General features: G+C 55.4%; 19 protein-coding genes. 12 read left to right on the forward strand and 7 right to left on the reverse strand.

Annotated elements, in window-relative coordinates; genetic code table 11:
* Positions 1 to 154: 154 nt before the first annotated feature.
* From DB48_RS02700 to DB48_RS02720, 5 genes are all read left to right on the forward strand, one after another.
* A complete protein-coding gene (locus DB48_RS02700; protein WP_443018605.1) occupies positions 155 to 934 on the forward strand; it encodes a class I SAM-dependent methyltransferase in 780 nt (259 codons plus the stop codon).
* Positions 935 to 1,066: 132 nt separating this feature from the next.
* Positions 1,067 to 2,143 carry a TonB family protein gene (locus DB48_RS19615; RefSeq protein ID WP_052813632.1) on the forward strand — a complete coding sequence of 359 codons (1,077 nt, stop codon included), beginning with the start codon at positions 1,067 to 1,069 and terminating at the stop codon, positions 2,141 to 2,143.
* A gap of 674 nt (positions 2,144 to 2,817) precedes the next feature.
* Entirely contained in the window at positions 2,818 to 3,093 is a 276-nt protein-coding gene (locus DB48_RS02710; protein WP_235375325.1) for a DUF7661 family protein, read from the forward strand.
* A 32-nt stretch (positions 3,094 to 3,125) separates the two neighbouring features.
* A complete protein-coding gene (locus DB48_RS02715; protein WP_041508796.1) occupies positions 3,126 to 3,683 on the forward strand; it encodes a DUF2937 family protein in 558 nt (185 codons plus the stop codon).
* A 120-nt stretch (positions 3,684 to 3,803) separates the two neighbouring features.
* The gene (locus tag DB48_RS02720) at positions 3,804 to 4,277 is read left to right on the forward strand and encodes a peroxiredoxin (RefSeq protein WP_041508797.1); all 474 of its coding nucleotides are present in this window, start codon (positions 3,804 to 3,806) and stop codon (positions 4,275 to 4,277) included.
* 65 nt (positions 4,278 to 4,342) lie between these two features.
* Here DB48_RS02720 and DB48_RS02725 read toward each other — a convergent pair whose 3' ends face one another.
* From DB48_RS02725 to ompR, 4 genes are all read right to left on the reverse strand, one after another.
* Complete coding sequence (locus DB48_RS02725) at positions 4,343 to 5,188, reverse strand: hypothetical protein (protein WP_041508798.1); 846 nt, start codon at positions 5,186 to 5,188, stop codon at positions 4,343 to 4,345.
* Between the two features lie 104 nt (positions 5,189 to 5,292).
* Positions 5,293 to 7,254 (reverse strand): methyl-accepting chemotaxis protein, encoded by a 1,962-nt coding sequence (locus tag DB48_RS02730; protein WP_041508799.1) that lies wholly within the window; start codon positions 7,252 to 7,254, stop codon positions 5,293 to 5,295.
* Positions 7,255 to 7,394: 140 nt separating this feature from the next.
* The gene (gene envZ / locus DB48_RS02735) at positions 7,395 to 8,705 is read right to left on the reverse strand and encodes a two-component system sensor histidine kinase EnvZ (RefSeq protein ID WP_041508800.1); all 1,311 of its coding nucleotides are present in this window, start codon (positions 8,703 to 8,705) and stop codon (positions 7,395 to 7,397) included.
* 27 nt (positions 8,706 to 8,732) lie between these two features.
* A complete protein-coding gene (gene ompR, locus DB48_RS02740) occupies positions 8,733 to 9,458 on the reverse strand; it encodes an osmolarity response regulator transcription factor OmpR (RefSeq protein ID WP_011867431.1) in 726 nt (241 codons plus the stop codon).
* A gap of 236 nt (positions 9,459 to 9,694) precedes the next feature.
* Here ompR and DB48_RS20185 point away from each other — a divergent pair, with 236 nt between their 5' ends.
* The 5 genes from DB48_RS20185 (at position 9,695) to DB48_RS02760 (ending at position 17,142) form a co-directional block, all read left to right on the forward strand.
* Positions 9,695 to 9,853, forward strand: coding sequence for a hypothetical protein (locus tag DB48_RS20185; protein WP_160290136.1), 159 nt, complete (start codon positions 9,695 to 9,697; stop codon positions 9,851 to 9,853).
* A gap of 10 nt (positions 9,854 to 9,863) precedes the next feature.
* Positions 9,864 to 10,346, forward strand: a complete 483-nt coding sequence (gene greB, locus DB48_RS02745; protein ID WP_041508976.1) for a transcription elongation factor GreB — start codon at positions 9,864 to 9,866, stop codon at positions 10,344 to 10,346.
* A 236-nt stretch (positions 10,347 to 10,582) separates the two neighbouring features.
* On the forward strand, positions 10,583 to 12,376 hold the full coding sequence (locus DB48_RS02750; RefSeq protein ID WP_041508977.1) for a thiamine pyrophosphate-binding protein: 1,794 nt from the start codon (positions 10,583 to 10,585) through the stop codon (positions 12,374 to 12,376).
* Positions 12,377 to 12,503: 127 nt separating this feature from the next.
* A complete protein-coding gene (locus tag DB48_RS02755; protein WP_041508801.1) occupies positions 12,504 to 14,864 on the forward strand; it encodes a Tex family protein in 2,361 nt (786 codons plus the stop codon).
* Positions 14,865 to 15,153: 289 nt separating this feature from the next.
* Entirely contained in the window at positions 15,154 to 17,142 is a 1,989-nt protein-coding gene (locus DB48_RS02760) for an LTA synthase family protein (RefSeq protein WP_041508802.1), read from the forward strand.
* On the opposite strand, the gene DB48_RS20330 is transcribed toward DB48_RS02760, so the two are convergent.
* Positions 17,135 to 17,326, reverse strand: a complete 192-nt coding sequence (locus DB48_RS20330) for a hypothetical protein (protein ID WP_235375332.1) — start codon at positions 17,324 to 17,326, stop codon at positions 17,135 to 17,137. The genes DB48_RS02760 and DB48_RS20330 overlap by 8 nt on opposite strands.
* 27 nt (positions 17,327 to 17,353) lie before the next feature.
* Between DB48_RS20330 and DB48_RS20600 the strand changes: the two genes are divergently transcribed.
* Positions 17,354 to 17,608 carry a hypothetical protein gene (locus DB48_RS20600; RefSeq protein WP_443018606.1) on the forward strand — a complete coding sequence of 85 codons (255 nt, stop codon included), beginning with the start codon at positions 17,354 to 17,356 and terminating at the stop codon, positions 17,606 to 17,608.
* Positions 17,609 to 17,683: 75 nt separating this feature from the next.
* On the opposite strand, the gene bioH is transcribed toward DB48_RS20600, so the two are convergent.
* Positions 17,684 to 18,463 (reverse strand): pimeloyl-ACP methyl ester esterase BioH, encoded by a 780-nt coding sequence (gene bioH / locus DB48_RS02770; RefSeq protein ID WP_041508803.1) that lies wholly within the window; start codon positions 18,461 to 18,463, stop codon positions 17,684 to 17,686.
* A 33-nt stretch (positions 18,464 to 18,496) separates the two neighbouring features.
* Here bioH and DB48_RS02775 point away from each other — a divergent pair, with 33 nt between their 5' ends.
* Positions 18,497 to 19,258: a ComF family protein gene (locus DB48_RS02775; protein ID WP_041508804.1), complete on the forward strand. Its 762-nt coding sequence runs from the start codon at positions 18,497 to 18,499 to the stop codon at positions 19,256 to 19,258.
* On the opposite strand, the gene DB48_RS02780 is transcribed toward DB48_RS02775, so the two are convergent.
* A complete protein-coding gene (locus DB48_RS02780; RefSeq protein ID WP_041508805.1) occupies positions 19,252 to 19,734 on the reverse strand; it encodes an MgtC/SapB family protein in 483 nt (160 codons plus the stop codon). The two genes, DB48_RS02775 and DB48_RS02780, sit on opposite strands and share 7 nt — an antisense overlap.
* Between the last annotated feature and the right edge of the window lie 112 nt (positions 19,735 to 19,846).

The following is a 19,846-nucleotide window of genomic DNA, read 5'->3' on the forward strand; positions in this document are numbered from 1 at the left end:
CAGATGGTGAGGGCGCTAGCCTGATAGGGCGATTATAGGGGGGATGCCAGCCCAGGTACAGCGGCAGGCAGTAAGCCTCGCTAACAAAGGCCATATTCAGCGCTGTGCACTTTTGGCATAATGAGGGCGTTATTTCTTAACTTATTGAGCCAAAGTGACTGCATCATCGACCAAGCCCGCATCTGTGGGGATCTTTTTTAATCGCCAATATCCGACCCTGGAAGCCGTGTGTGATCGCTGGGGGCTAGTGTTCGACAAGGACGCCGAGTTCGAGCTGGTGTTCGAAGATAACTGTCTCATCTTAAACAAGCGCGACGAGCCCAAGCTCAAGGGCATATTAGTGGATTTCGTCACCGGCGCAGTGGCTCACAGGCGTAAGTTTGGCGGCGGTCGAGGCCAGGCGATAGCCAAGGCGGTGGGCCTCAAGCAGGGCGTGACTCCGAGCGTCGTCGATGGCACCGCAGGCCTTGGCCGAGACGCCTTCGTGCTCGCCAGCCTGGGCTGCAAGGTTACCATGGTTGAACGTAATCCCGTGGTGGCCGCCTTGCTGGAAGACGGTCTGCGCCGTGCCTATGAAGATGCCGATATCGGCCCCTGGATGCGTGAGCGCATGCATCTGGTGCATGGTTCCAGCCTGACGGCGTTGGCCGAACTGGGTGAGCAGGTGGATGTGGTCTATCTGGACCCTATGTATCCCCACAGAGAAAAGTCGGCTCTGGTGAAGAAAGAGATGCGGGTGTTCCAGTCGCTGGTAGGTGCCGATCTCGACGCCGACGGCCTGCTGGCCCCGGCCATGGCCCTCGCCAGCAAGCGCGTAGTGGTCAAGCGCCCCGACTATGCCGACGACCTCGACGGCGTCAAACCCAGCACCCGAATCGAAACCAAGAAGAACCGCTTCGATGTCTACGTTAAGGCCGCGATGAAAGACAACTAGTGTCTAGAAAATTGGTGGCGATTCATAGGATGTCCTGTAAATTCTTAGGGTGTCCTGTCTTTTTACTGTACCCTACCCGGCCATACCCTCGATTTTCACCAGACAGACAAACTATAACCAAGGAAGTCAGCAATGCCTTGTTTCAGGAAAAAAACATCAGTACTTATGCCAAGCATATGGATGAGCTTACTTTGTATTCTGATGGTGGGCTGTAAAAGCACAGGCAGTTACAAGCCTTCTTATACCGAGGCTGTGGATAGCCATCAACAAGTTAACAGTCAGTGCCCTAGCGGCAACCGAAGAAGCTACGCAGTTAGCGAAAGGAACAGTAAGGCGATAGGTGCATCATTCGAAGCTTATGCCCGAGGCTCAATAGATGAGGCAATTAATAAACTGCTGGCTTTAGGTGAAGTAGAAAGACAATACGATAAAGCCTATATCAATCGAATGCTTGGACATTTTTATGCTGAAAAAGGTGACTTTATCAAGGGAGTAGCATATTTAGAAAAAGTCGTTGATGCCAATGTTCTTGGTGGGCAAGATCATGCGGCAACCCAAACCTTACTCGCCAATCTCTACCTTGTAAATGGGGACTATTTAGGAGCAATAAGGCAATATAAAGCACAAATGCAGTTTAGTTGCCACCAAAGTGAAACTGCTTACAGTGGTATTGCGTTTGCTTATCTTTCGCTGGCCGACTTGGATAAAATGTATTCCAACACAATTACGGCCTTTAGGTATTCTTCCAGGCCAGATAAAGATGAATATATATCCAGATTCGAAGTGTTAAAAAAACAATCTGATAATGAAGCGCTTGAAAATCTATTTTTTACTATTTATCCCAAATATAAAGGTATCCAAGAAAAATCACAGAAAAAAATCGCCAAATCCGATGCCGACGAAAAGCCAGTCCCACCTATGCTTTTAGTTAGAATTGAGCCGTTTTATCCTCTGACCGCTGCAAGAGACGAAATCGAAGGCTGTGTAGAGGTGAGTTTCAGCGTAAACATATCAGGAAAACCGATTAACATTCAAGTTATAGAATCTAAACCTGAAGGCGTGTTTGATTTTGAAGCTGTACGTGCAGTCGCCAAGTGGCATTACAGACCCCAATATAAATCCGGCGTACCTGTTCAAGCCGATGGACTCACAGAGAAGTTGTGCTTTAAATTAAGCATTAGCAAAAAACATGTACCCGAAAGCTCTTAGAAAGAAGGTGGCCATATATGCCCTATCTTTCGTCAACAAAGAAAACAGAAAGAAAACAGGACAGCTATATATTTTGAAGATCTGCAGCATCTTGACTAGGGAAATTGCGAATAAGTTGTATTAGTTCAGACTAGATCTGATATATCATCTTGAAAAGATGAGAGTAGTAAATACATAGGCACCCATAGTTAATGTGTACTAGCGTAGTTCTAATCTGACAGCTTCCCTACTTTCGGTGCCAGTCCCATTCAATAGGGGCTTTTTCTTGTTTGAAACAGGGTACTGTGACCAGCCGTTGCCAGTAGAGGTGATCAGTGTCTGTCAGCAGGGCGGGCAATCTGAGCCAGCGCCGCTAAGCTCAATAGTGCATGAGCCCCATACTATTGGGTCCCCTTCCTGTAACTTGATTTGTGCTGTTTGGCCGAAGCGTATAGTGCTTGCCCGCCGTTGGAGTGATTTGGGCCTGAGCTGCTATTGGTATAATTGACCGATGCTAGTCTTGCCGCTTGCTATGCAGCGTTGTCAGTGATTCTTAAAATACCCGGATGTTGTAAAAGTACATGTCATAACCATGGCCTGAAAAAGGCTACTCTTGTTTGTCAGCTTATGGTTATATTTTATGTCAGGTTATGGTTACATATTTGGGCTAAGTGATTGAAAGCTAGAAGCAGCCTATGTCAGCTTATGCTTCCAGCGACAATAAGCGTAGCAATTGGGAACACAAGGAGCATGAGGTGATAAGGATTAACGTGTTCGGCAGAGCTATGTCGGTTAGGCGCGTGGGCGGTGAGTGGCAGTTGTTTAATGAGTCGCAAACCGGGATGTGTGCCCGCGTCTATGATGTGGTGATCCCACCCGAGCTGACCGAGGATGAGCTACCTGGTTTTCTGGATGATATCTATCATGAGCATGCCAGTGAGCGGCATCCTAGCGTGGTGATAGAGAGTTAATGTCTGTTAATTGACAGGCTGAGGTCGGATTGATGCTAAGACGCTTGATGGATTATTTGAGACTCTTGTTGTATGTCTGCGGCGTGCTGTTAGGCGTGCAGGTGCCGGCTTTTGTCGATCAGTATGGTAAGGCGCTCGCGGCGCATACCCAGGAGGCCAAACAGAGTCTGGCCGAGTTTCAGCGTGACGCCGACCGTTTCTTCGGCGGTGATATAGACAGGCTCATCGCCCACTATAAGCAGAATCCCGATGCCGTATTCAACGCCGGCGGTGACAGTATCGAGGCGATTTACCAAAGATATCGGCTGCTGTCAGAGGCGCTCACGGAATTTAATCGGTCGGCCTATGGCGGATTCGACCAAGTTGTCTTGAGTCCTCTGCCAGCGATCCGCGATCAGGTGTGGCAGCATTTCAGCCACAGCATCTTACTCGATGGCCGCGCCATCGCCTTCGGCTTGGTGTTCGGCCTACTGTTTGCCATGCTGTGCGAACTGACGCTGCACGGTTGCGGTCGTTGCTGTAGCAGTGCCTATCGACGGATTCGTCTCTCCGCTAAAGCCCAAGGTGAGGCGAGGGCAGAGAAACCCTAAGGTTCGTCTGTGTTTGTCACTGCGAATTAGGGCTATGCTTGTGTAAACTGAGAATAAGTTCGTGAATATAAGTAAGCGAATATTCGCCAACAAGATTATTTAACTAATAAGGATCTCCCCATGATAGCCCAAGGACAAGCATTACCCGCCGCGACCCTAGGTCAATTAACCGAGAGTGGCATGGTCAACCATGACGTGACCGAGCTGTTTGCCAACAAGAAGGTGGTGCTGTTTGCCGTACCCGGCGCCTTTACCCCGACCTGCTCCGAGGCGCATCTGCCCGGCTATGTAGTGTTGGCAGATCAATTTAAGGCCAAGGGGGTGGATATTATCGCCTGTGTTTCGGTTAACGATGCCTTTGTGATGAAGGCCTGGGGCGAGGCGCAAAATGCCAGCGAGCTGATGATGTTGGCCGATGGTGACGCCAGCTTTACCAAGGCATTGGGCCTGGAGATGGACACCGCAGGTTTTGGTGGCATCCGCTCGCAGCGTTATGCCATGGTGATCGATAACGGTGTGGTCACCCTGCTGAATGTCGAGGCGCCTAAGAGTTTCGAGGTGAGCAAGGCTGAGGTGGTCTTGGCGGCGTTATAATTTGCGAGATGAAAAAAGGGCGCCTTAGGCGCCCTTTTTTGTGGTCACTGTTCGAGAAGAACCCTTTAGAAGTAGTGCACATACTCCACGGCTACACGATACAGGGTGTCTTCGAAGCCCAGCAGATCGACCTCATAATCGCGGCTGATATATTGGGTTGTGAAGTGCAGCAGGTTGTTCTGATTGGCGAGTGGGGTAACAACCTCCAGGGTGAGCCTGTCCATGGTGTAGAACTGATCGCCGTCATATCCCCATTGGCCGTCAAAGCGGCTCCACTTGGCACCGAGCTGCACGCCCGAGTGGGCAAAGGTGTACTTGTTGCTCCATTCAAAGAAGTAGCCAAATCCGGCACGGTTAAGGTATTCCTCACCACGGCCCATCTCTTCTCGCGGCCAGTCGTCGTCTTTCTCTTCTTCGCTGTAGCCCAATCCGAGTGTCAGGCCGAGATCATAGTGGTTGACGTCGCTAAAGCGGCGATTGAGCGACAGACCCGCGACTGCCAGCTGTTCAAACTCTTCCAGTTGCTGGCTGTTGTAATGCCCCTCGTAGCGGCCGTGAAAACTAAGCAGATAGTCTTGTTGTGCGCCCAGGGTGGCGAAGGGACGCTGGTAGTTAAAGCGCAGATCCATGGAGTTACGGAATCTGTCTTCATCGTACTTTTCCGAGTCGCGTTCATAGTAGTAGGTTCCGCGCACCCTAAAGTAGTTGGTATCCAGCTGGTAGACATTGTTATAGCGCAGGTCGTCCCAGATAAACGACAGGCCTCCGCCGCGGGACATAGAGCTGAACTCTGAGTCAGGGTATGACTCCAGGCCAGCAATGAGCGACATGGCGTAGGGTGAGTTGTCTGAGTCTGCGAATGCGGAAAAGCTCATTAGGCCGGCTAAGCCGAGTGCGAGTGTTGTCTTCATGAGGCGCCTCTGTGGTTCATCATCCGTTATGATGCGGCGCACCTTAGCACAAGATGGCTAATTTTTCTGCTAGCCAGATTCCAGTTTGCTCCCGAGTCTCTATGTTAGGCGGCACTCTCGAGAGATGGTTGTGCGTCGATGCCGAGGCTGGCTTCGATGTCGGCGACCCCTTGAGCGACCTCATCGGCGATCACCTCGCTCTGACTGGCGGCGGCCATGGCGTGTTGTTTCAGCGACTCCATCGCCTGGGACAGGCTGTCCAGGTGGCTGGTCTGCTCGCCGCTGAAGCGGACCCCTTGCTTGGCAGTCTGGGTCATCTCCTCGGATTGCTGCTGCACCGTCTGGGTGACCTGCCAGAGATTCTGCGCGCCCTGTGCCTGCTTCTGACTGGTGTTGGCTATGCCCTCGACACTTTGGGTCAGCTGCTGGTTGGCTTCGGTAAGACGGCTCAATATGGTCACCACCTGCTGCAAGGATTCCTGAGTGCGCTGGGACAGGCTGCGCACCTCATCGGCGACCACGGCGAAACCTCGTCCCTGTTCGCCGGCGCGGGCGGCCTCGATGGCGGCGTTTAGTGCCAGCAGGTTGGTTTGCTCGGCGATGTTGCCGATCACATCCAAGATGGTGGAGACATCGTTGACCGAGGTGGTCAGGCTGCCCAGGGAGAGGTGGCAATGGTCAACGGCCTGCTGGGTCTCGTCGGCGGCGCTCATGAAGGCCTGCACCTCCTGCTGGCTGGCGAGCATCTGGCTATGGGTCTGCTGGGCATGTTGCTCGACCTGGCTGGAGAGTTCGCTCACCTCGCGGGCGATGGCGCGTACCTGTTCGGTCTGGCTCTGGGCCGTGTCGACTATGCCTAGTGTGGTCTCCGTGCCTTGGGTTAGCTCTGTGATGCGATGTACCAGCTGTGACAGCGAGGTGGAGATCTGGCCTATCTTGACCCGTTGGGCGGCATCTTCCGCCTCGAACCTGTCCAGCAGTTGATTGAAGTGACCGGCGATCTGCCCCGTCTCGCAGCGCCGCGCTATGGTCAGGCGCTCACGGCTGTTGGACTCGCTCAGGCGCATAAATGCCTGGTTCAGATGCCTGAGGGGTTTCACGACCCGGCGTTGCTGTAACAATAAGTAGATGAGGGCAAATAGGGCCAGCACAGACACCACACCGTAGAGTAATGTCTGCAGCTGTTGCTTGAGGTGCTGGTTTTGCGCCTGTTGTGCCAGGCCTAACTTAAGCAGTTCATCTTCGATGCGGACGATGGCCGCCATCATGGCTTCCTGGGCGGCCTGATTGGCCGTCAGCAGCTGGTGGGTGTTGCTCACCTCTTTACCGTAACGCTGGCTCAGGGAGAGCAACTCGCTGTAGTCACTCTCGCCTATCTCTATCTGTTCGGGCTCATCGTCGCCCAGGGCAAATTCGTCGGCATCTAGGGTCGCATATAGACCCAGTAGCGGCAGCTTGGCCAGCTGATCGTGCCAGTCGGTCAACGCCTGGATCTGACTCGCGAGCAGGGACTTGAGGCGCTGATCCTTGCCGATAAGATAGTCCTGAGTCAGCTGCGAGAGCCGATACACCAGTGGCGGTAGGCTTTGGGTCAGCAGTAGGTATTGCTTGGCCAGCTTTGGGTGCTCCGGCAGGCCCTTGTCGGCATACTCGGCCAGATGCTGGTTGTAGGCGAGCATCTCGCTCTCGGCGTGAGCCAGTAGCTGGCGGGGATTGCCGGCCAACTTGCCTGCGGCGCGGTATTGAGTGTCTAAGTCTTTGATGAAGATGGCGATCGATTGTTGCAGCCGGTTGGCTTCATCGTGAGAGAGCTTCTCTAGGCTGGCGGCTATGGTCTCGAGCTGTTGTTTGGCACTGCTCAGCTGCTGGCTGTTGCCCGTGCTCAGGTAGCTTTCCAGCTGACGGCGAACCTCCAGCAGAAATTGTTGCTGCAGGTCGGAGAGCATCTGATTCTTCTGCTCTATCTGGGCGCGTTCCTGATTGCTCCACACGACGACGCCTGCGAGCAGCGCGGCCAGCAGTAACAGGGTGGCTGAAGCCCAGAGGGAGAGGGTGGAAATTTTCATGATCAAGCGCCAATGACAGTTTGCGCCAGAATATGACGTATATATTGCAAATTGATGACATTCGCACTTAAGGATGAAGTCTCTATCCGGCGTTAAAACTACCGGTTGGTGAAAGGGATTGTCGCGAAGGGGGTAGCCGTTTATTCCAGCGGCAGCCACACCTGGGCGCTCAGGCCTCCCTCTGGGCGATTGGTCAGTATCACCTGTCCCTGATGGCGATCGACGATACGCTTGATGATGGCCAGTCCCAGGCCGGAGCCGACACTGCCGCGGGCGCTGTCGCCCTGGGTAAAGGGCTGAAATAGCTTGGGGATCTGATCGCTGGGAATACCCGGGCCGTTGTCTTCGACGCTAAAGCCGACCCGGCGACCATTGAAGCTGGAGCTTAGCCTTACCCAGCCATTACCGTAACGAAAGGCGTTTTCCACCAGGTTGCTGATGACACGCTTAATTGCCACCGCCTGCATGGGGATTTCGGGACACTCGCTCAGCGCGAGCACTATTTCGCCGTCGCGATTGGCCTCGGCCTGGGCGATATCCTTTAGCAGCTCGTTGAGCTGAATCTGTTCGCGATTGGCCTCCTGATCCTGGCGGATATAGGCGATAAACTGGTTGATGATGGCATCCATGTCTTCGATGTCATGCACTATGCCCTCTTTGAGGTACTCATCTTCCTCGACCATCATCTCGGAGGCGAGGCGGATGCGCGTCAGCGGGGTGCGCAGGTCGTGGGAGATCCCGGCCATCAGCAGGGCCCTGTCCTGTTCGAGTTGCTGCATGCTGCGGGACATCTGGTTGAAGGCGTTGGTTACCTCGATGATCTCGGTGGAGCCGCTCGGCGGCAGCGGCGCGGGGTAGTCGCCTCGGGAGACCGAGATGGCCGCCTTCTGCAGGCGTTTAAGCGGCTTGTTCTGCTTGCGGGCAAACCACCAACCGCCGGCGACACTGAGGGCGCCGATCACCATGAGATAGAGGGTGAGGGGCGAGAGGCCAAACTCGTTGAAGCCGGTCAGGGGCACCTTGATCCACACAGATGGCGCCTGAGGTGGGCGGATCCAGATCTCGAACTCTGTGCCCTGGGCGATGCGCACCTCGGCCTTGCCGCCGAGATGCTCCGACATCTGTGCAGACAGCAGGCTGTAGTAGGCGGCGCGATCGACGCCTTCCTCGCGGGCCTGCTTGAGGTTGTAGATCTGCATGCTGTCGTCGCGCACCTTGGCATTGAGGGCATCGACCATGGAGAGGTGTTCGCGGCCGATATCGATACCGTCGACGAACAGCAGGTTGACCTGACGGGCGATCAGCTGGTTGATCTGCTGGTAGGTGGGCTGAATAAAGTAGACGGCCACCGAAAGATAGGAGACCAGCTGATTGACCAGCAGCAGGGAGCCTATCAGCAGTACGGTCTGACTGAAGGCGCTACGGGGCAGAAAGCGTTTAAACCAGCTCATTGTTGGCGTTGAGGACTATGGCCTGGGCTAACGCCGCGCGGCTCCGTCGGGTACGAACACATAACCCAGCCCCCAGACGGTTTGAATATATCTGGGATTGGCGGCATCTTTCTCGATCAGGCGACGCAGGCGTGATACCTGCACGTCGATAGAGCGCTCCAGTGCCGAATAGTCGCGGCCACGGGCCAGATTCATCAGCTTGTCCCGTGACAAGGGCTCTCTTGGGTGACTCACCAGCACCTTAAGTACGGCAAATTCGCCGCTGGTGAGGGAGATCGCCTCTTCGCCGTGGTACATCTCACGGGTCGCCAGGTTGAGGGTGAACTCACCGAAGGTGATCTCCTCCTCCTGCTGGGTCGGCGCGCCGGGAACCTCTGGCGCCTGACGGCGCATGACCGCCTTGATGCGAGCCAGGAGTTCTCTGGGATTGAAAGGCTTGGGCAGGTAATCGTCGGCGCCCAGTTCCAGGCCTATGATGCGGTCCACCTCGTCACCCTTGGCGGTCAACATCACGATGGGTATGGTATTGCCATTTTGGCGCAGGCGACGACAGATAGAGAGGCCATCTTCGCCCGGCAACATAAGATCCAGCACCAGCAGGTGAAAGTTTTCTCGCTCCAGCAGCCTGTCCATCTGTTCGGCATTGGCGGCGCTTCTGACCTGGTATCCCTGCTCCATCAGGTAACGCTCTAGCAGGGCTCTTAGGCGCATATCATCATCGACAACGAGAATTTTAGAGGTTTCTTGTCCCATGTTCTCTATCCCTTATTTCAGTGCGATCGACTCGAGGTTTACCGCTCAACTGGCTGAATTTCAATATTAATCTTATGTGCCTGCTTAATATAGCCGCTTTGCTATTTAAAAGCCTAGCGAGATTTCATCTTGAATTGAGGCGATAATTTATCTAGGTAGAAATGAAATACTTGTAACATGCTGATAGTCTTTGAAATTATATGTTTTAAACTGGCTGTCGGGAAATTGTAACCAAATTGAAACTGCCTAGAGCCGGCTGGCAGAGTGACTCCCAGGTTGGCGGCCTCGCCATGGTCGAGCCACTGGACTATTGTTTTTCAAGGGTTGCACTGGGTATTATCAGCGGAAAATCATTCGATGCGCTGGCCTGTGCCAGGCATCTTGTTGAGTCGTGACGAGAGAAAGATGAAAGCCATGTTGATCACCCGCGAAGGGTGGCAAGCGCTCGACCGAGAGCTTAAGTATTTATGGAAAGAGTATCGCCCCGAGATCACCAAGAAGGTGCAGGAGGCGGCGGCCCAGGGTGATCGAAGCGAGAACGCCGATTACACCTATAACAAGCGTCTGCTGCGTCAGATAGACAGCCGGGTGCGCTACCTGGTGAAGCGGGTGGAGGATCTGCAGATCGTCGACTACTCGCCCCAGCAGGAGGGCAAGGTGTTCTTCGGCGCCTGGGTGGAGCTGGAAAACGAGGAAGGCGAGATAGTGCGTTATCGCATCGTCGGCAAGGATGAGCTGGATACCAAGCTGGGCTACATCACCATAGACTCGCCCATGGCGAGGGCGCTCATCGGCAAGCAGGTGGACGACGAGGTGGTGGTCAACACCCCTGCGGGCAAGAAGGAGTGGTACGTTAACAAGATCCAATATAAGGCCTTCGACGATTAGTCTTATGTGGCGTTGAGATCTGGCCTGGGTGTAAGCCTGGGCTAACGCTTTTTATCCTATCTAATAGATTGATATTGCAATTGATATTTAGCCGTTAATTACAATGTAACGATATCTTGTCACTCTCTGCGTCCCGCGGTGTCGCTACAGGCTCAATGGCTTGATGATCTCGATCAAGGCGCGGCGGTACCTCACTCTCTAGGCTACAGACACTTTTGGATAACCGAGAAGCTAACGTGTCTGTATCGATCGAATCTAACTTTGGCGCCGACTATGCCGTCCATCTCCCGCTGCTTGGCGATAGCATCGCCGAACTGCTCGCCTTCTTCGGCGTGAAACGTGTCTACGGTGTAGGAGGTGACTTTGTCGCCAACTTGATCAATACCCTGGATAAGCAGGTGGCGGTATTGCCCTCAAGCAATGAGATGCACGCAGGTTTTAGTGCCTGCGCCCAGGCCGAGCTGAATCCTCTCGGGGTCTGCATGACCACCTATACCGTGGGCAGCCTGCCTTGCACCTCGGCGGCGGCCTTGGCGCGCACCGAGGGCTTGCCCGTGGTGTTTATCTCGGGGGCGCCTGGTGAGGCAGAGATAAACAGTCAGGCGTTGCATCACAGCGTACATCCGCACACGGCCTGGCATACGGATCTCGATGCGGCGCTCAATGCCTTTAAGGCGCTGGGTGTGCGCGCCGAACGCCTGCAGGGCCAGCGTCATAGCGGCCAGCCTAATGTGGCCGCCGAACAGTTTCTGCAGCTGCTTACCCATGCCTATGTCAATCGTCAGCCCGTGTATATCGAGGTGCCCAGGGATCTCATCTATCAGCCGACCCAGGCGCTGAGTCTGCCGAGTTGCCCGAGTCAGCTTAGGCCCCAGGCGCTTAACTTAAGCGGCGCCGAGCTGATCGCCAGCCAGATCCGCACCCAGCTAGAGCAGGCCAAGGCGCCGCTGGTGTTTCTCGGCGAGAAGCTCAGGCTCAATGAGCCGCTGCTTGAGAAGATTTTGGCCTTCTGTGAGCAAAATGGTCTGCCCTATGCCACCACCTGGTTTGGCAAGGGAATGCTGGATGAATCGCGACCGCTCTGTTTAGGCAGCTATAACGGCGTCTTCAGCCGTCTGCCTCATCAGGCCTATATCGAGTCTGAGGCCGATTATGTGCTCGAACTAGGCACTGCCATCTTCCCATCCGATACCAACAACGCCTTTAGCAGCCAGACCCATGCCATAGACAATCATGGTAACAAGACCATGCTCAAGGGGACGGCGCAGTGGGAAGCCGATATCGAGGCGGTGATGGCGCTGCTCGGCAAGCAGCCGTTAACCCTTAATGCTAGCGTGAACCTGGCTGTCGAGACTGTGCCGCAACTGGCTCCCCAGACAGAGCTTGGCTATCACCATCTTTCGGCCTGCATCAACGCCGCCCAGCAGCGCGCCGAGCGTCCCTTCATCTTCCTGCCTGAGGTGGGTAACTCGCTGTTTGCCAGCTTCGAGCTGACCACCCTAGGCAGCGATATCGGCCGCAGCTATCTGGCTAATCCTTGGTATGCGGCTATGGGCACCAGCCTGCCCTATGCCAGAGCCGTGGTGGATCAGCTCGCCGAGTGCCAAAGCTCGCAGCCTGTGGTGGTGATCACCGGTGATGGCGGCTTTAACTTCCAGGCGAATGAGCTGATCAACCTGCAGAAGCAGGGAGCCAACCTGATCATCGTCTACATGCGCAACAACATCTTCCACCTGGGTAAGGCGGGTGATGCGCCCATCTACGCCTGCAACCATGAGGGGTTCGATCCTAAGTTATTGATTCAGGCCTATGGTGGCAGCGGTCACCTGTGTCAGCAAAGTGGTAAGTTTGTCGATACCCTGTGTGGCTGCATCGCCAGCGGTGGTCTGCACCTCATCGAGGTGCCGGCATCTGTTGAGGCGTCGGCCCAGAGCGACACCACCCAGAAGCTCAATTGCTACATAGGTTATCGCAACGGTAACCCTGAGGCGACGCAGCGCTGGCAGGAGCTGTGCGAAAAACGCGACTAAACTGAGAGACGTGTCGCCTAATTTACCCGCCATTATCTGGGGTTGCGACAGATAGGGCGTACAACTTGGCCCTGGGCTGTGTTATCTTTGGCGGCACTTAACTCTCTATTTGGGCACGACGTAATCTATGCAAAATATTGCACAAATCATCGCTCAGGAACTGAATGTTCGCGAGCAGCAAGTGACGGCAACTATCACTCTATTGGATGACGGCGCGACGGTTCCCTTCGTGGCGCGTTATCGTAAAGAGGTCACTGGTGGTTTAGATGATACCCAACTGCGCACCCTGCATAGCCGTCTGGGCTATCTGCGCGAACTCAACGATCGCCGTCAGGTGATCCTCTCCAGCATTCAGGTCCAGGGCAAGTTGACCGCCGAGTTGCAGGCCGCCATCGATCAGGCCGACAGCAAGACCCGCCTGGAAGATCTCTACCTTCCGTACAAGCCCAAGCGTCGTACCAAGGGGCAGATCGCCATCGAGGCCGGTATCGAGCCTCTGGTAGATCGTCTGCTCAGCGATCGTCAGGCAGATATCGAGGCTCTGGCGAGCGAGTACCTCAATGCAGGCGCCGGGTTCGATGAGATAAAAGCGGTGCTAGACGGCGCGCGTTTCATCCTGATGGAGCGATTTGCCGAAGATGCCGAGCTCTTGCAGAAGGTGCGCCAGCATCTGACTCAGAGCGCCGTGCTCGAGAGCCGCCTGGTGAAGGGCAAGGAGAAAGAGGGCGCCAAGTTTAGAGACTATTTCGAACACAGCGAGAAGCTGATGAATGTGCCTTCCCATCGCGCTCTGGCCATGCTTCGCGGTCGCAATGAGGGGGTGTTGAGCCTGAGTATGAATGCCGACCCCGACAGCGAGGCCAAGTCTGGCAGCTATTGCGAGGTGATCATCGCCGATCACTTCGGTCTCAAGCTGAGCGACTCGCCGGTGGATCAGTGGCTCAAGCTGGTGGTGACCTCGACCTGGCGCATCAAGATAGCCTTGCAGATGGAAACCGAATTTATTGCCAAGCTGCGTGAGCGCGCCGAGACAGAGGCGATCAATGTATTCGCCCGAAATCTTGGCGATCTGCTGATGGCGGCGCCTGCCGGTGCCAAGGCGACTCTGGGGCTGGATCCGGGCCTGAGAACCGGCGTCAAGGTGGCCATAGTCAACAATACGGGCAAGCTGATGGCCCATACCACCATCTTCCCCCATGCGCCGCAAAACCAGTGGGAGAAGTCGCTGCGAACCCTGGCTAACCTGGTGAAGATGCATAAGGTGGAGCTGATCGCCATAGGCAACGGCACCGCCTCACGCGAGACAGACAAGCTGGCGGGTGAGCTGATTGCCTCGCTCAAGAGTGAGCTGCCAGGACTCACCAAGATCATGGTGAGCGAGGCGGGCGCCTCGGTTTATTCGGCATCCGAACTGGCGGCGGAGGAGTTTCCCGATCTGGACGTCTCGATTCGCGGCGCGGTGTCTATCGCCCGTCGTCTGCAAGATCCCTTGGCCGAGCTGGTGAAGATAGAGCCTAAGTCTATCGGTGTGGGCCAGTATCAGCACGACGTGAGTCAGAGTCAGTTGTCACAGTCACTCGAGGCCGTGGTGGAAGACTGTGTAAACGGCGTCGGTGTGGATCTCAACATGGCCTCGATGCCACTACTGACTCAGGTCGCCGGTCTCAACAAGACCCTGGCCCGCAATATCGTCGACTACCGCGATGAAAACGGTCAGTTTACCTCGCGTAAGCAGCTGCTCAAGGTGCCGCGTCTCGGCCCCAAGGCGTTTGAACAAGCGGCGGGTTTTCTGCGTATTCGCGAGGGAGACAATCCGCTGGATGCCAGCGCCGTGCACCCCGAGACCTATGCCCTGGTCGAGCAGATAGCCAAGGCCCAGCAGCAGGCGGTCGATGCCCTGATCGGCAACACCGAGTTGCTCAAGCAGATCGATGCCAAGGCGTTTGTGACCGAGGAGTTTGGTCTGCCTACCATAGAAGACATTCTCAGCGAGCTGGACAAGCCGGGTCGTGACCCTCGCGGTGAGTTTAAGACCGCCGTATTCAAGGAAGGGGTTGAGGAGATCAAAGACCTTAAGGTGGAGATGATCTTAGAGGGCGTAGTGACCAATGTGACCAACTTCGGTGCCTTTGTCGATATCGGTGTGCATCAGGATGGCTTGGTACATATCTCGTCGCTTACCGACAAGTTTGTCAGCGATCCCCATACCGTGGTGAAGGCGGGCGATGTGGTCAAGGTCAAGGTGATGGAGGTGGATGCCGAGCGCAAGCGTATCAGTTTGACCATGCGTCTGGATGAGAAACCGGGTGACAAGGCGTCTCATCAGGGCGCCAAGGGTCCGGCAAAGGCTGGTCAGGGCAAGGGCCATCAGGGGAAAGGTTCCCAGGGTAAGGGCCAGGCCAAGGGGCAATACAAGCAGCCCAAGGCGCCTGCCAATGCCGCCATGGGTAACGCCTTCGCCGATGCCTTCGCTAAACTAAAAAAGTAGCCGAAAAGTAAAGAGAAAAAGCCAATCCCTCCTTGGGGATTGGCTTTTTTTGTATCCATTTTTCATCCGCCGTTAGCTGTGGTGCCCAGTCTGTCTACAAAATTTTCACCCTGAGAGTGTTCTACTCGACGATGGCTAGGCTCGTCTATTTTTTGTTGATCGTGAATCACGCTGAAACAAAAATAGAACTAAAGTGTTACTTTTGTGTCAAACTACCGCGCGATGTAGGCAAGGTAACAAGTGCTTCGCGAGAAAGCATAAGACTAGATTGAAAATATGTGGAAAATTTATGACTAAAGTTAAGTCAACATGGGGGCCGTTTGGCGCCATTATCTGTTTTGGGTTGATAGCCTTAGCTATCACCACACTGAGCCGTATCGGCTTAGGCGTTTGGCAGGCCGATAGGGTCGCCGCCGTCGATGGCTGGCCACACCTGCTGCTTCAGGGCTTGAGGGTCGACTTTGCCACCCTGTGTTGGTTATGGGGTATCGCTGCCCTGGGAACCACCATCTTTGGTGGCGATCATCTGGTGGGTCGTGGTTGGAAGTCTGTGCTCAGAGTCTGGCTGACTCTGGGTCTGTGGTTGATGATCTTTCTTGAGCTGTCTACCCCCTCGTTTATCGACGAATATGGCCTGAGGCCCAACCGTCTCTATATCGAATATCTTATCTATCCCAAAGAAGTGCTCTCCATGCTGTGGACCAGCCGTAAGGGAGAGATCTTCCTCGGGCTGATTGTTAGTACCCTGAGTCTTTGGGGGGGCTGGCGCCTGAGTGGGCGCTTACTGAAAGAGGTGGTTTATCTGCGTTGGGTATGGCGCCCAGCGATTGCCCTGTTGGTGATAGTCGTGACCCTGTTGGGGGCGCGCTCCAGTTTGGGGCACAGACCGCTTAACCCTTCTATGGTGGCCTTTGCCGACGATCCGCTGGTGAACTCTCTGGTGGTGAACTCCTCCTATTCGCTGGTATTTGCAATCGATCAGATGTCGGCGGAAGCCAATGCCTCTAAGGTGTATGGCAAGCTGGAGAAGAGCCAGATCATAGACAACATTCGTAAAGACAGCGGTCGTCCGTTGAGCGCCTTTACCTCCGAGTCTCTGCCGAGCGTGACCTACAACCAGGCCAGCTACCAGGGCAAGCCCAAGAACCTGGTGATCATACTGCAGGAGAGTCTGGGGGCGAGATTTACCGGTTACCTCGGTGGTCTGCCGCTGACGCCTAATATCGATGCCCTGGCAAAAGAGGGCTGGGCCTTCAATCGTCTCTATGCCACGGGTACCCGTTCGGTGCGCGGTATCGAGGCGGTCACTACCGGCTTCACGCCGACCCCTGCGCGTTCTGTGGTTAAGCTGGGTAAGAGTCAGACCGACTTCTTTACCGTCGCGGATCTGCTCAAGATGAACGGCTATCAGACCCAGTTTATCTATGGGGGTGAGAGCCATTTCGATAACATGCGCAGCTTCTTCCTGGGGAACGGCTTTAGCGATATCGTGGATCAGAATGACTATAAAGATCCTGCGTTTGTCGGCTCCTGGGGGGTGTCGGATGAAGATCTGCTTAAGCGGGCCAATAGCGAGTTTGAGCAGTTCCATAAAGAGGGTAAGCCTTTCTTTAGTTTAGTGTTCAGCTCATCTAACCATGAGCCGTTCGAGTTTCCCGATGGCCGCATCGAGCTCTACGATCAGCCCAAGCAGACTCGTAACAACACGGCCAAGTATGCCGATTATGCCGTGGGTGAATTCTTTAAGCTTGCCAAGCAGTCCAGTTACTGGAAGGACACCCTGTTTGTGGTGGTGGCCGACCATGAGAGCCGCGTAGGCGGTGCCTCTCTGGTACCCGTGGAGCAGTTTAGGATCCCGGCGATTATCTTGGGCGATGGCATAGAGCCTAAGCTGGATCAGAGAGTGGCCAGCCAGATCGACCTGGCGCCGACCCTGTTATCCTTGATGGGCGTATCCGGCAGCTATCCTATGTTGGGACGGGATCTGACCAAGATGGATGACAACTGGCCCGGTCGAGCCCTGATGCAGTACGACAAGAACATGGCCTATCTGCGTGGTGACGATGTGGTGATCCTGCAGCCGGAGCGTGAACCGGCCGGCTATGGCTATGACTTTGCCACTAATACCCTGAGCCATAAGTCTCAGAGCGATGAGATGAAGCAGACAGCCCTGTCGTGGGCACTGTGGGGCAGCATGGCCTATCAACAACAGCTATATCAGACGCCGCAGCAAAACACGGCGTCGAGCAAGTCTTCGAGCGAAGGCGTGATCAGATAAAGGTGGATAACTCGGGCTCTCCCTTAGGGAGGGCCTGAGTCTGATAGAAGCTGGCGATGTGGGCCGACACGCTCTGATAGAAGCTGGTGGCCTGATTCTCGAACTGGGTCTTAGGTTTCTGAGGCTCTCTTGGCATCTCGGCCTGTACGCTGCGAATGTCCCGGCGCGCTAGCGCAGGTTTCATTATCAGCGGTCGTATGATGGCCGCTCCTTGTTTAGCCTGTTGCTGCTGTTGCTGGCCTTCCTGCTGATGCTGGCCTTGCCCTTGCTGCTTGGCCTGCACCTTCTCATTGAGCTTCGCCTGAACATTGGCCTGATCCGCCGCGCGCTCGTTCTGAGGATTGAAGGGACGCTCTTCGTTGCTCTTGGCGAGCTGCGGCGCGGGTATGATAGGTGGTCGTTGCTGACTCTCTACCCGCGCGCTATCTGCGCGGCGTTGGTCGTCGCGATTGGCACTTGCGGATAGTTGGTCACCACTAACATAGAATTCCCTCTGAATGCTGCTTAAATAATAACCACAAAGTGATATAAATTAAAGTGATTATTTATTCAACTTCTTCAGCCAAGCCTCGACGCCATCGACAAAGGCTTCTCTATGGGAGAAGAAGGGGGCGTGGGAGGCCTTAGGCAGCACAAGATCTTGAAAGCGTGATTCGCAAACCGGCATCAGTGGCTGCACCCGGCGTGATACCAGGCCATCTAATCTTCCCCACACCCTAAGCCAAGGGGTCTGAATCTCGCTGAGCTGCGCCCTGAGGTCAACCTCCTTAAGCATCTGAAGTCCGGCACGCAGCGCACCCGCATCCGGGAGCGGCTTGGCCATCACCAGATCCCTGAGCTGCTTGATATCCTGCTTGGCGGTCTCGCTGCCCATGGCCTGCATGGCGAGGAAGCGCTCTATCATCTTGCCAAGATCTTTTTCCAGCTGATCGCCAAACTGTCCCAGAATCTGCGGCGGAATACCGGGCCAGCCCTCATCTTCTCGTGCCATGAAACAGGGGGAAGAGGCTATGGTCAGCAGGGCCTCGATGCGTTCTGGATAGCGCAGGGCGGCGCGGGTGGCGACGAGGCCGCCCAGAGACCAACCGGCCCAGATGGCCCGCTCTGGTACCTGAGTCATGATGTGGTCGACCCAGGCATCCAGCTCGCCCTCAATGGCCGGGCTATCGCCAAAGCCGGGCAGGTCGATGCACAGCAGTTGATGATCGTGGAAAGCGTGATGTAAGGGGGTAAACACGGCGCTATTGACCCCCCAGCCGTGCAGCATGACGATGGGGCGGCCTTGGCCTATAGTTTCAATATGCAAGGATTGCTGACTCACTAAGATGCCTCTACAGGTCGGAAAGTTAGTTAAATGGATAGAACTCGTCTGAATTTATCACGCTGGCAGCGCCGGCTTAGTCGATTGCGGCGGCTGCTGGCGGCTAGTCTACCCAATCGCTGTATGATCTGCCATCAAAGGGTGGTCTTGCCACAGCGGGGCATCTGTCTTACCTGTCTCGATGCTGGGCTCTACTCGTCGCCTAGCTGTCTGGGCTGTGGTCGCACCATGAGTCTGCAGAGCGCTTATTGCGGCACCTGCATGACGACGCAGCCTCTCAAGGTGGTGGCGCCTGCCAGCTACCATCAGGGGCTGGGGGAGACGGTGGCGGCGATCAAGTATCAGGGACAACTTGCAGGTTTATCCCCCTTAGCGCAGGCCCTGGTACGAAGGATTCATACACTGGTGGCCGTGGAGGCAATCTCTCTGCCTCAGGTGCTCCTGCCTGTGCCCCTGCATCCTAGGCGTCTGCGCCAGCGCGGCTTTAATCAGGCCTATCTAATCGCCTGTGAACTGGGTCGGGCGCTGTCGATCCCTGTGCTGCCCGACGCTCTGGTGCGAATCACTGATACGCCGCCCCAGGCTGGGCTGACGGGTAAGCAGCGACGGCGTAATCTCGCGGGCGCCTTTAGCCTGAGCCATGGGTTCGAATATCAGCGCGTGGCCCTAGTTGATGATGTGGTGACAACCGGCACCACGGCCTTGGAGATCGCCAAGCTGTTTGAGGGGCGCTACATCCAGGTGCAGGTTTGGTGCCTGGCCAGAGCCGAGGCGCCTCACCTGATCGATCAATAGCCGTTGCGGCGCCAGTTGCGGTACTTGGTATGGACACCGCGGGTAAATAGCGAGGAGTATTCCTCCAGCAGATCGACGCCGTAGAGGATGGCCACAACCAGTAGGGAGAGCTTGATGCCCACAAAGGGATCGATCACGGCGATACAGACACCGATGGCGGCCAGTGCCCAGATGGCGGCGGCCGAGGTTACGCCGACGACCACGCCCTCTTTGGCCAGCATGACGCCCGCCCCCAGAAAACCTATGCCCGTCACCACCTGGCCTATGATGCGCGATGGATCCGATACCGAGGTGGCGACCGCCATGGAGGCGGTGATGAAGATATAGGTGCCCAGCACGATCAGCGATGAGGTGCGTATGCCGACGGGTTTGCCCCTGAGTTGGCGTTCGAGGCCAATGATTAGGCCGCAGAGAATGGCGCAGCCGAGTTCGCGCCAGCGAAAGGGATCGATAGCTACCCAAGCATCAAAGTTCATGGTGTGTTCCTAGTTAACAATGTCTGGTGCAGAGGGCTTACGGGCGGGGTGACGTCTTGGGCTTTTCTGCGGGTCAGTTTTCGGCGAGTGTCGATCTAAAAGGCCCCTGAGT

It is taken from the genome of Shewanella sp. cp20, assembly GCF_000832025.1.
Taxonomy (GTDB): domain Bacteria; phylum Pseudomonadota; class Gammaproteobacteria; order Enterobacterales; family Shewanellaceae; genus Shewanella.

Coding starts and splice junctions, on each gene's coding strand:
- DB48_RS02725 (WP_041508798.1), bottom strand. CDS start 5,188: ATGAAGACAACACTCGCACTCGGCTTAGCCGGCCTAATGAGCTTTTCC.
- DB48_RS02710 (WP_235375325.1), top strand. CDS start 2,818: ATGTCAGCTTATGCTTCCAGCGACAATAAGCGTAGCAATTGGGAACAC.
- DB48_RS20330 (WP_235375332.1), bottom strand. CDS start 17,326: ATGAAACCTGCGCTAGCGCGCCGGGACATTCGCAGCGTACAGGCCGAG.
- DB48_RS19615 (WP_052813632.1), top strand. CDS start 1,067: ATGCCTTGTTTCAGGAAAAAAACATCAGTACTTATGCCAAGCATATGG.
- DB48_RS02755 (WP_041508801.1), top strand. CDS start 12,504: ATGCAAAATATTGCACAAATCATCGCTCAGGAACTGAATGTTCGCGAG.
- DB48_RS02780 (WP_041508805.1), bottom strand. CDS start 19,734: ATGAACTTTGATGCTTGGGTAGCTATCGATCCCTTTCGCTGGCGCGAA.
- envZ (WP_041508800.1), bottom strand. CDS start 8,705: ATGAGCTGGTTTAAACGCTTTCTGCCCCGTAGCGCCTTCAGTCAGACC.
- ompR (WP_011867431.1), bottom strand. CDS start 9,458: ATGGGACAAGAAACCTCTAAAATTCTCGTTGTCGATGATGATATGCGC.
- greB (WP_041508976.1), top strand. CDS start 9,864: ATGAAAGCCATGTTGATCACCCGCGAAGGGTGGCAAGCGCTCGACCGA.
- DB48_RS02730 (WP_041508799.1), bottom strand. CDS start 7,254: ATGAAAATTTCCACCCTCTCCCTCTGGGCTTCAGCCACCCTGTTACTG.
- DB48_RS02775 (WP_041508804.1), top strand. CDS start 18,497: ATGGATAGAACTCGTCTGAATTTATCACGCTGGCAGCGCCGGCTTAGT.
- DB48_RS02715 (WP_041508796.1), top strand. CDS start 3,126: ATGCTAAGACGCTTGATGGATTATTTGAGACTCTTGTTGTATGTCTGC.
- DB48_RS02720 (WP_041508797.1), top strand. CDS start 3,804: ATGATAGCCCAAGGACAAGCATTACCCGCCGCGACCCTAGGTCAATTA.
- DB48_RS02760 (WP_041508802.1), top strand. CDS start 15,154: ATGACTAAAGTTAAGTCAACATGGGGGCCGTTTGGCGCCATTATCTGT.